The following is a 7839-nucleotide window of genomic DNA, read 5'->3' as shown; positions in this document are numbered from 1 at the left end:
CGATAGCTGAACAACAGATGATGTGAACGGCACACCGGCCTGGCGAAGATCCTGACATAAAAATCGGCTTCAGAAGCCGACGGGTTTTTAAGGATCGTCAGGCGCGACTCTCATCGTGGTGCTGGGGCATGCCCCAAACAGACGCCGGATAGATTTAAGCAAACCAACCACACCACCCGTTAATCAGTATTGCAAAAATGGGGGTGACCATAGATTTTTATACCTGCGATTTACGATCCCTTCCGCAACTCTTCAGATGTGTTCCGCAACTTCACTGTTCTGACCGGATTACATACTGGATCACCTCTTCAAGGGTGCCTATGTCTGGAGCGTTGCTCGCTAATGCTTCTGGGCGGCACCATGGATAGTCCAAGTGGGATACCCACTCCATGATGGTGTGAAGATCGGTAGGTGGCAGGGTTTTCATATGTTCGATGGTGATAGTGAGCCGCTCGACAAGTCCCGACTCGGGATTGAACTGCCATCCATATTGACCACAACCGACTCGGACCTCGCCGGAGTTTTTGTCGGACATAGCGACCAGCCATTGGCATTGGAACGTTTTGCTATCCGGCTCCGGTGGGTGTCCCAGACAAAAGGTATAGACGTTTTCGAATGTCTGGCCGAAGCGTCTGACCAGTACGTCGCCGATGGACTCGAGGCCTTCAACGTGGGGTGGAAACGAGATAGACCCCGTGTGTACCACCATCTCCAGTTGTGCATCCGGCATAAAAGCCTGGCGCAGCAGATGCGGGCGGTTACTGTCCTTGGCGTTTATGTACTGCTGAATCGACCGTTGAGCTGTGTTCATTGTTTGTCCATTGCATCCATTCGTTGTTGTTGAGGGCAGTGCCAGCATCCAGGAGCGCTTGTTCGAAGGAAAACGAGCAGCCGATGGTGAAGGCAACCAGGTCATCCTGCCACAGGGGCTCTATGTCTGGCAGTTCTTCGCTCATGCGCTAGGGCGGCAAAAATTTCTGAAGGAGCCCCGCTTGGTTAACTGTATCGACCAGTCGACCGGCTGTGTAGGGCAGATGTTGCGTGGACGTCGGAGCTTTCACCCTTCCTGGGAAGGGCGCCTCGCATAGACGGCCAAAACAATGCGTTCGGAATGAATGAGGTATTCAAGCATTGCGTCGCGAGCTTTGGCCATCTCGTTGCGTTCAACGAGTTCAAGAATCTGAAAGTTCATATCGACGTAGGGCTCATGCAAGAACTCGGCGTCCTGCAACAGCCCAAAAGTCAGCCGTAGCTCTGCAAGTATGCGCCGGAACATGGCGTTCAAGCGTTCACTGTCCGCAAGTTCAACGACGGCCGTATGGAAGTCCATGTTAGCTGTGCCCACTGCCAGCCAGTCCCCCGCGTCCCGCGCTCGCTGGGCCTGTTCTGCCGCTGCGCGCATGTTCTTCTTCGCCGGGTGGCGCGGGTAAGCCTCTGCCAACGCCTGGCATTCGATGAGGCGTCGCACGCGGTAGATGTCGATGACGGCCGCGATGCTGGGAACCACCACGAATACCCCACGGTTGGGTTCGTGTCGTAACAAGCCGTCTTTAGCCAGCGTCCGGAACACTTCGCGCAGGGTGTTTCGCGAGATGCCGAGGTTTTCGCTGAGCACTTGCTCGGACAGCCGTTGCCCAGGTGTGAATTCGCCTTGGGTGACTTGCTGACGCAACTGTTCGGCGATCCGCTCGTTTAGCGTCTGGGCTACGAATGAAGGGGAGGCGGGAAGGGGCATCGAGCGGACTTCTGAGTGGCAGGGGCGATTGGATTCTAGCAGGTTTTGCCCTGCTCGCAGTGTCGCTTTTTCCTGTAGGGCTGAAACGAATTCATATTTTGGCATGCATATTGCTTATTATTATCCGTGTTGGATTGTTGAACAATTCTGTTGAAATGATCATTCAATCGGATGAAGATAGTTGAGTGATCTAAGAAAATAACTCAAACAACTTGGAGAAACGCCGGTGCCCACTGACATCAACTTGTGGCCCTTGCTGGGGGTCGTCGTCATCATCGTGGGCTTCGTCCTGCGCTTTAATCCCATGTTGGTCGTGATTGTCACGGCCGTCGTCACCGCCTTCGCGGCGCACTTTCCGGTCGATAGGATTCTTGCCGCCATCGGCACAGGCTTCATCAAGACACGTAACCTGCCGTTGATCATCCTGCTACCGCTGGCGGTGATTGGCTTGCTCGAGCGTTATGGTTTGCGCCAGCACGCCCAGCGATGGATCAGCAGCATCAAGTCCGCGACTGCGGGCCGCTTGCTGATCGTCTACCTTGGCGCACGCCAGATGACCGCAGCCATCGGTCTTACCAGCCTGGGCGGCCATCCACAAATGGTGCGACCGCTGCTCGCGCCAATGGCAGAAGGTGCGGCCGAAGCCCGTTTTGGGGCACTGCCGGAGAAGGTTCGCCACAAGCTGCGAGCGTATGCCGCAGCGACCGATAACGTCGGCCTGTTCTTCGGCGAAGATATCTTCGTGGCTTTCGGCGCGATCGTGCTGATGACCACGTTCTTGCGTGAGGCGGGCATCGAAGTCGAGCCGATCCGCGTCGCGCTCTGGGGGATTCCGACAGCTGTTTGCGCATTCACCATCCATGCTTGGCGCCTGCGCCGGCTTGACACTTGGTTGATGCGCGAGATGGCCGGCGGCGCCGCGGCCGCGGCGGCAACCGTCACAGTCGAAGGCAAGGAGTCCCGACCATGACGCTCACGATCACGCACCTGTACTACCTCGTCGGTGCCATCCTCGCCATCACCGCGGTGATGACGCTCATGGATCGCCAGCACTCAAAGCGCTATTCCAGTGCCTTTTTCTGGGGCCTTTATTCGCTCGTCTTCTTGCTCGGCGACCAGTTGCCGCCGGTCTGGGTCGGCGTCGGTGTTGTGGTGATGGCGCTGATTGCAGCCTTCGGCGGTGTCGGCATTGGCCGTCACGTGGCCCGCTCGGCGGCGGAGTACTCGGCCAGCGCCAATCTGCTGGGCAACAAGCTTTTCATCCCCGCCCTGGCGATCCCGGTCGTGACCATGATCGGCACGCTGTCGGCGAAGTACCTCGTGGTTGGCGGCATACCGCTGCTCGACCCGAAGAACACCACGATGGTAAGCCTAGGGCTGGGCTGTATGGTCGCGCTTGCGCTGGTCTGCAAGATGACGAACGAAACGCCGATGCAAGGCATCCGCGAATCGCGTCGGCTGACCGATGCGCTCGGTTGGGCGCTGGTACTGCCGCAGATGCTCGGCATGCTGGGCCTCGTATTCTCCGACGCCGGTGTGGGCAAGGCCGTGGCGCATATCACCACCAGCTACATCAACATGGATGTACGTTTCTTCGCGGTGATGGTGTACGTGGTTGGCATGGCGCTTTTCACCATCATCATGGGCAACGGTTTCGCCGCCTTCCCCGTGATGACAGGGGGCGTCGGGGTGCCAGTCCTGGTCGGCATGTACGACGGTAACCCGGCCCTTATGGCAGCCATCGGCATGCTCTCGGGTTATTGCGGCACCTTGCTTACGCCGATGGCCGCCAACTTTAATATCGTACCGGCGGCCCTACTCGAACTGCCCGACAAAAACGCGGTGATCCGCGCGCAGGTGCCCACGGCGCTGGCCTTGCTGACTTGCAATGTTTTCATCCTGTATTTCCTGATGTTTCGCTAAAGAAAAGAAAACAACATGAAGATAGACCTCAATAGTGACTTGGGTGAAAGCCTGGGCGCCTGGCGCATGGGTGACGACCACGCGATGCTCAGCATCGTGAGCAGTGCCAATGTGGCCTGCGGCTTCCACGCTGGCGACGCCGCCGGCATCCTGCGGACGCTACGTCAAGCGGCGGAGCGCGGCGTGGCAGTAGGCGCGCACGTCGCCTATCCCGACCTCGTCGGTTTCGGCCGCCGCCAAATGGACGTGGCAAGCGCCGACCTGCAGGCTGACGTGATCTACCAGATCGGCGCGCTGAAGGGGTTGGCTGCAGTGGCCGGCACGTCGGTACGATACGTCAAGCCACACGGAGCGCTCTACAACACCATCGCGCACGATAAGCGCCAGGCACACGACGTGATTGCCGCCATCCGCGCAATCGACCCGTCGCTGGTGCTGGTCGGTTTGGCCGGCTCGCCGCTACTCGGCTGGGCGCAGGCAAGCGGGCTGAGCACTGTGGCCGAAGCCTTTGCCGATCGCGCCTACATGCCGGACGGTTCGCTGGTCTCCCGTCGCGAGAAGGGCTCCGTGCTGCACGATGCGCAGGATGTTGCCGAGCGCATGCTTCGCCTGGCGACCGAGGGTGTGGTCACGGCCATTGACGGCAGCATCGTGTGCCTTAAGGCCGATTCGGTCTGCGTGCATGGTGACAGCCCCGGCGCGGTGGAGATGGCGCGGCAAGTGCGTGCGCTGCTTGAGCGTTCGGGCGTCAAGGTCGCTCCTTTCGTCGACATGGGAGTCGTACCGTGATGCGATTTTTGCCCGCTAATCTCGACGCCCTGTTGGTCGAGCTGGATGACTTGTCGCAGACGCTGGCGCTGCTTGCATCACTACAGGCCGAGCCCATCGATGGCATCGTCGAACTCGTGCCGGCCGCGCGCACGGTCATGGTTCACTTCCGGCCTAACACGGTGACGCATGATGAACTCGTCACGCGCATCAGCCGCCGCGACCTCACGGCGCAGATCGAGCGTGCGACCACTCGCGTGGAGATTCCGGTCTCCTACGAAGGAGAGGACCTTGACGAGGTCGCGCAGATGCTTGATCTCTCGCACGAAGAGGTGATTCGCCGCCATACCGGCTGCGACTACACCGTTGCCTTCACTGGCTTCGCACCTGGGTTCGCCTATCTGAGCGGCGGCCACCCAAGCCTCAACGTGCCGCGTCGCACTACGCCACGCACGCGCATCCCCGCGGGCGCCGTGGGGTTGGCCGGCGCTTTCAGCGGCGTCTATCCGCAGGCCAGTCCGGGGGGGTGGCAGATCATCGGCGTGACTGCCACGCCGATGTGGGACCTAAGCCGTGACGTGCCCGCGCTGCTGCAACCGGGCTTCAAGGTACGTTTCGTCGATGTTTCAGGGCGGCAGGTTTCAGCTTTGCCAGCGCCGTCGACTGGCCCCGTCGAGGTTCCGCTCCACAATGGTCCGGCGCTTGTTGTCCGTAGCACCGGCCTGCAGGCGCTGTTCCAGGATCTCGGGCGCGAGGGTCTGGCCGGGCAGGGCGTATCCGCCTCAGGGGCGATGGATAAGGGCGCACTGCGCGCGGCCAACCGTCTAGTCGGCAATACGAGCGACATGGCCTGCGTCGAGATCGTCTACGGTGGCTTCCAAATCACGAGCCGCGCAGACACGGTGGTGGCCTTCACCGGTGCCGATGCGCCGATCGAACTCACGCGTGCGAACGGCGCTCGATATCGTGTGCCAGGCCATGAAGCCATCGCACTTTCTGATGGCGACAGTCTATCGCTTGGCGACCCGCGTGCCGGCATCCGCAGCTACCTGGCGGTGCGCGGTGGCTTCGCGATCGCGCCCGTGCTCGGAAGTCGATCGACGGACACGCTCGCGCAGGTCGGTCCGCCGCCCATCAAAGCCGGTGACATTTTGCCGGTACCTGTGGTCACGCATGGCTCCATCGTCGGCGCGCCCGAAACGCCTCGTGCCGATCTCCCGACGACGACGCAGACCGTGGTGCTCGATGTCGTGATGGGGCCGCGCACCGACTGGTTCACGCTGCAGGCCATTGCATTGTTGGCGAGCCAATTGTGGACTGTGACGCCGCAATCGAACCGCGTCGGCCTGCGTCTGGCCGGTGAAACGCCGTTGATGCGCGCACAGATCGCCGAACTGCCCAGCGAAGGCACCGTGTTGGGCGCGATTCAGGTGCCGCCAAGCGGCCAGCCCGTGCTCTTCCTTGCCGACCACCCGCTGACCGGTGGCTACCCAGTGATCGGCGCTGTCGCCCCTTACCACCTCGACCGTGCGGGGCAGATCCCCATCGGTGCGCAGGTGCGCTTCAACCCCATACGCGCGTTCACCGCGGCCCTCTCTTCCGACCTGCGAGAAACCCCATGAAGAAAGTTCTTATCGCCAACCGCGGCGAGATCGCTGTACGCATCGTGCGCGCCTGTGCCGATTATGGTGTGAAATCCGTCGCGGTGTATGCCGACGCCGACATCGACGCGATGCACGCTCGTATGGCCGATGAGGCCTACGGCCTTGACGGCCAGCGCCCGGCCGACACCTACTTGAACATCGAAAAGCTGCTCGCCGTGGCCGACCGCTGTGGCGCCGACGCGGTACACCCCGGATACGGTTTCCTTTCGGAAAGCGCAACTTTTGCCAGGGCCGTGATTGGCGCGGGCCTGAAGTGGATCGGCCCTTCGCCGGCAGCCATCGAGGCATTGGGTGACAAGGTGCAGGCGCGCAAGATCGCCCTGGCTGTCGGTGCGCCGTTGGTGGCTGGCACGTCGGAGCCCGCGCGCGATGCGCAGGAGGTCGTGGCCTTTGCCGAGAAGAACGGCCTGCCGATCGCCATCAAGGCGGCCTTTGGCGGTGGCGGCCGCGGCATGAAGGTCGCATGGCGGCTCGACGAAGTAGCCGAATTGTACGAGTCGGCGGTGCGTGAAGCGGTCACTGCTTTCGGCCGTGGCGAGTGTTTCGTTGAACAGTTCCTCGATCGGCCTCGTCATGTCGAGGCGCAGGTGATTGCCGATACGCACGGCCATGTCGTCGTGCTCGGCACGCGCGATTGCTCGTTGCAGCGGCGCAACCAGAAGCTGGTGGAAGAAGCCCCCGCGCCCTTCCTCAGTGATGAGCAGCGTGAGCGCATCCATCAATCGGCGCGCGATGTGTGCGCGAAGGCAGGCTACGTCGGTGCGGGGACTGTCGAGTTTCTGTTGAGTCCTTCCGGAACAATCTCGTTTCTGGAGGTCAACACGCGCCTGCAGGTCGAGCATCCAGTGACCGAAGAGACGACGGGCATCGACCTCGTCGTCGAGCAACTGCGCATCGCCGATGGCTTGCCGCTGTCGGTCACCGAGACGCCGAAGCCGCGCGGTCATTCTTTCGAGTTTCGCATCAACGCCGAGGATGTGGGGCGCGGCTTTCTACCCGCGCCGGGGTTGGTGCATCTGTTCGAGGCACCGTCGGGGCCCGGCGTGCGCCTCGATACCGGCGTGCAGTCGGGTTCTACCGTCCCAGGTACATTCGATTCGCTGATGGCCAAGTTGATCATTACTGGCGCCACCCGTGCCCAGGCTATAGCCCGCGCGCGCCGGGCGCTGAAGGAGTTCCGAATCGAAGGGGTGCCATCGGTGCTTCCTTTTCACCGGGCGGTGATGGCACACGCCGATTTCACATCAGCCGATGCTTTCAGCGTGCATACGCGCTGGATCGAGACAGATTTTGCCGACACGCTGGCGGCCGCTGTACGGCCTGAACCGCTGTCCGATATCGCGCTGGTACGCACGGCCGTGGAGATCGATGGCCGAAGGATTGCGCTCGGGTTGCCGGCTGAACTGCTGCGCGGGCTACATTCCACTGCGCCGTCTGCTGAGCGCGAGGGGGCTGATGTGTCTTCCATTTCGACGGATGCCGCCGCCGTTGTAGCCCCGATTTCGGGCACCCTGCAGTCCTGGAACGTCGCCGACGGCGACAACGTGGCTGTGGGTGACACCCTCGCTTCCATGGAGGCGATGAAGATGGAAATGCAAGTCACGGCACACCGCGCAGGACGCATCACCCTAACGGTGTCCGTGGGTTCGACCGTCGCCGCAGGCATTGCAATCGCAAAAATTGTGAGTTGATGAGAGTCGACTCGCTCGCCCTGGGCTCGGCTCAAGACGACTGAATTATTCGCTGTTG

At 61.3% G+C, this 7839-nt stretch carries 7 protein-coding genes and 1 pseudogene; 5 read left to right on the top strand and 3 right to left on the bottom strand.

All coding sequences use genetic code 11. The features are described from left to right. Positions 1–271 precede the first annotated feature (271 nt). The 3 genes and pseudogenes from ACP7E3_RS14640 to ACP7E3_RS14630 all read right to left on the bottom strand — a co-directional run bounded on the left by ACP7E3_RS14640 (position 272) and on the right by ACP7E3_RS14630 (position 1735). Positions 272–811, bottom strand: coding sequence for a hypothetical protein (locus tag ACP7E3_RS14640; RefSeq protein ID WP_108524198.1), 540 nt, complete (start codon positions 809–811; stop codon positions 272–274). Between the two features lie 19 nt (positions 812–830). Beyond that, positions 831–947 (bottom strand): annotated as a pseudogene (locus ACP7E3_RS14635) (D-glutamate cyclase family protein); the annotation flags it as partial. A gap of 110 nt (positions 948–1057) precedes the next feature. Further along, a complete protein-coding gene (locus ACP7E3_RS14630; protein WP_057004201.1) occupies positions 1058–1735 on the bottom strand; it encodes a GntR family transcriptional regulator in 678 nt (225 codons plus the stop codon). 226 nt (positions 1736–1961) lie between these two features. On the opposite strand from ACP7E3_RS14630, the gene ACP7E3_RS14625 reads away from it, so the two are divergent. The 5 genes from ACP7E3_RS14625 to ACP7E3_RS14605 are packed head-to-tail and all read left to right on the top strand — an operon-like array spanning position 1962 to position 7781. Further along, positions 1962–2705 (top strand): DUF969 domain-containing protein, encoded by a 744-nt coding sequence (locus ACP7E3_RS14625; protein ID WP_017846362.1) that lies wholly within the window; start codon positions 1962–1964, stop codon positions 2703–2705. After that, positions 2702–3658: a DUF979 domain-containing protein gene (locus ACP7E3_RS14620; RefSeq protein WP_017846361.1), complete on the top strand. Its 957-nt coding sequence runs from the start codon at positions 2702–2704 to the stop codon at positions 3656–3658. The genes ACP7E3_RS14625 and ACP7E3_RS14620 overlap by 4 nt, the downstream gene beginning before the upstream one ends. Positions 3659–3673: 15 nt before the next feature. Continuing rightward, positions 3674–4447 (top strand): LamB/YcsF family protein, encoded by a 774-nt coding sequence (locus tag ACP7E3_RS14615; protein ID WP_301556157.1) that lies wholly within the window; start codon positions 3674–3676, stop codon positions 4445–4447. Further along, entirely contained in the window at positions 4447–6048 is a 1602-nt protein-coding gene (gene pxpB, locus ACP7E3_RS14610; RefSeq protein WP_426123508.1) for a 5-oxoprolinase subunit PxpB, read from the top strand. The genes ACP7E3_RS14615 and pxpB overlap by 1 nt, the downstream gene beginning before the upstream one ends. After that, complete coding sequence (locus ACP7E3_RS14605) at positions 6045–7781, top strand: acetyl/propionyl/methylcrotonyl-CoA carboxylase subunit alpha (RefSeq protein WP_426123498.1); 1737 nt, start codon at positions 6045–6047, stop codon at positions 7779–7781. Before pxpB ends, ACP7E3_RS14605 begins: the two co-directional genes overlap by 4 nt. The last annotated feature ends 58 nt before the right edge of the window (positions 7782–7839 follow it).

Source organism: Pseudomonas sp. PSPC2-3 (assembly GCF_049898265.1).
Taxonomy (GTDB): Bacteria; Pseudomonadota; Gammaproteobacteria; order Pseudomonadales; family Pseudomonadaceae; genus Aquipseudomonas; species Aquipseudomonas veronii.
This window is presented reverse-complemented; position numbering and strand designations above follow the sequence as displayed.

What these genes read in the sequence shown, in the direction of transcription:
- ACP7E3_RS14640 (WP_108524198.1), bottom strand. Translation starts at nt 811, where the DNA reads ATGAACACAGCTCAACGGTCGATTCAGCAGTACATAAACGCCAAGGAC.
- ACP7E3_RS14630 (WP_057004201.1), bottom strand. Translation starts at nt 1,735, where the DNA reads ATGCCCCTTCCCGCCTCCCCTTCATTCGTAGCCCAGACGCTAAACGAG.
- ACP7E3_RS14620 (WP_017846361.1), top strand. Translation starts at nt 2,702, where the DNA reads ATGACGCTCACGATCACGCACCTGTACTACCTCGTCGGTGCCATCCTC.
- ACP7E3_RS14615 (WP_301556157.1), top strand. Translation starts at nt 3,674, where the DNA reads ATGAAGATAGACCTCAATAGTGACTTGGGTGAAAGCCTGGGCGCCTGG.
- pxpB (WP_426123508.1), top strand. Translation starts at nt 4,447, where the DNA reads ATGCGATTTTTGCCCGCTAATCTCGACGCCCTGTTGGTCGAGCTGGAT.
- ACP7E3_RS14605 (WP_426123498.1), top strand. Translation starts at nt 6,045, where the DNA reads ATGAAGAAAGTTCTTATCGCCAACCGCGGCGAGATCGCTGTACGCATC.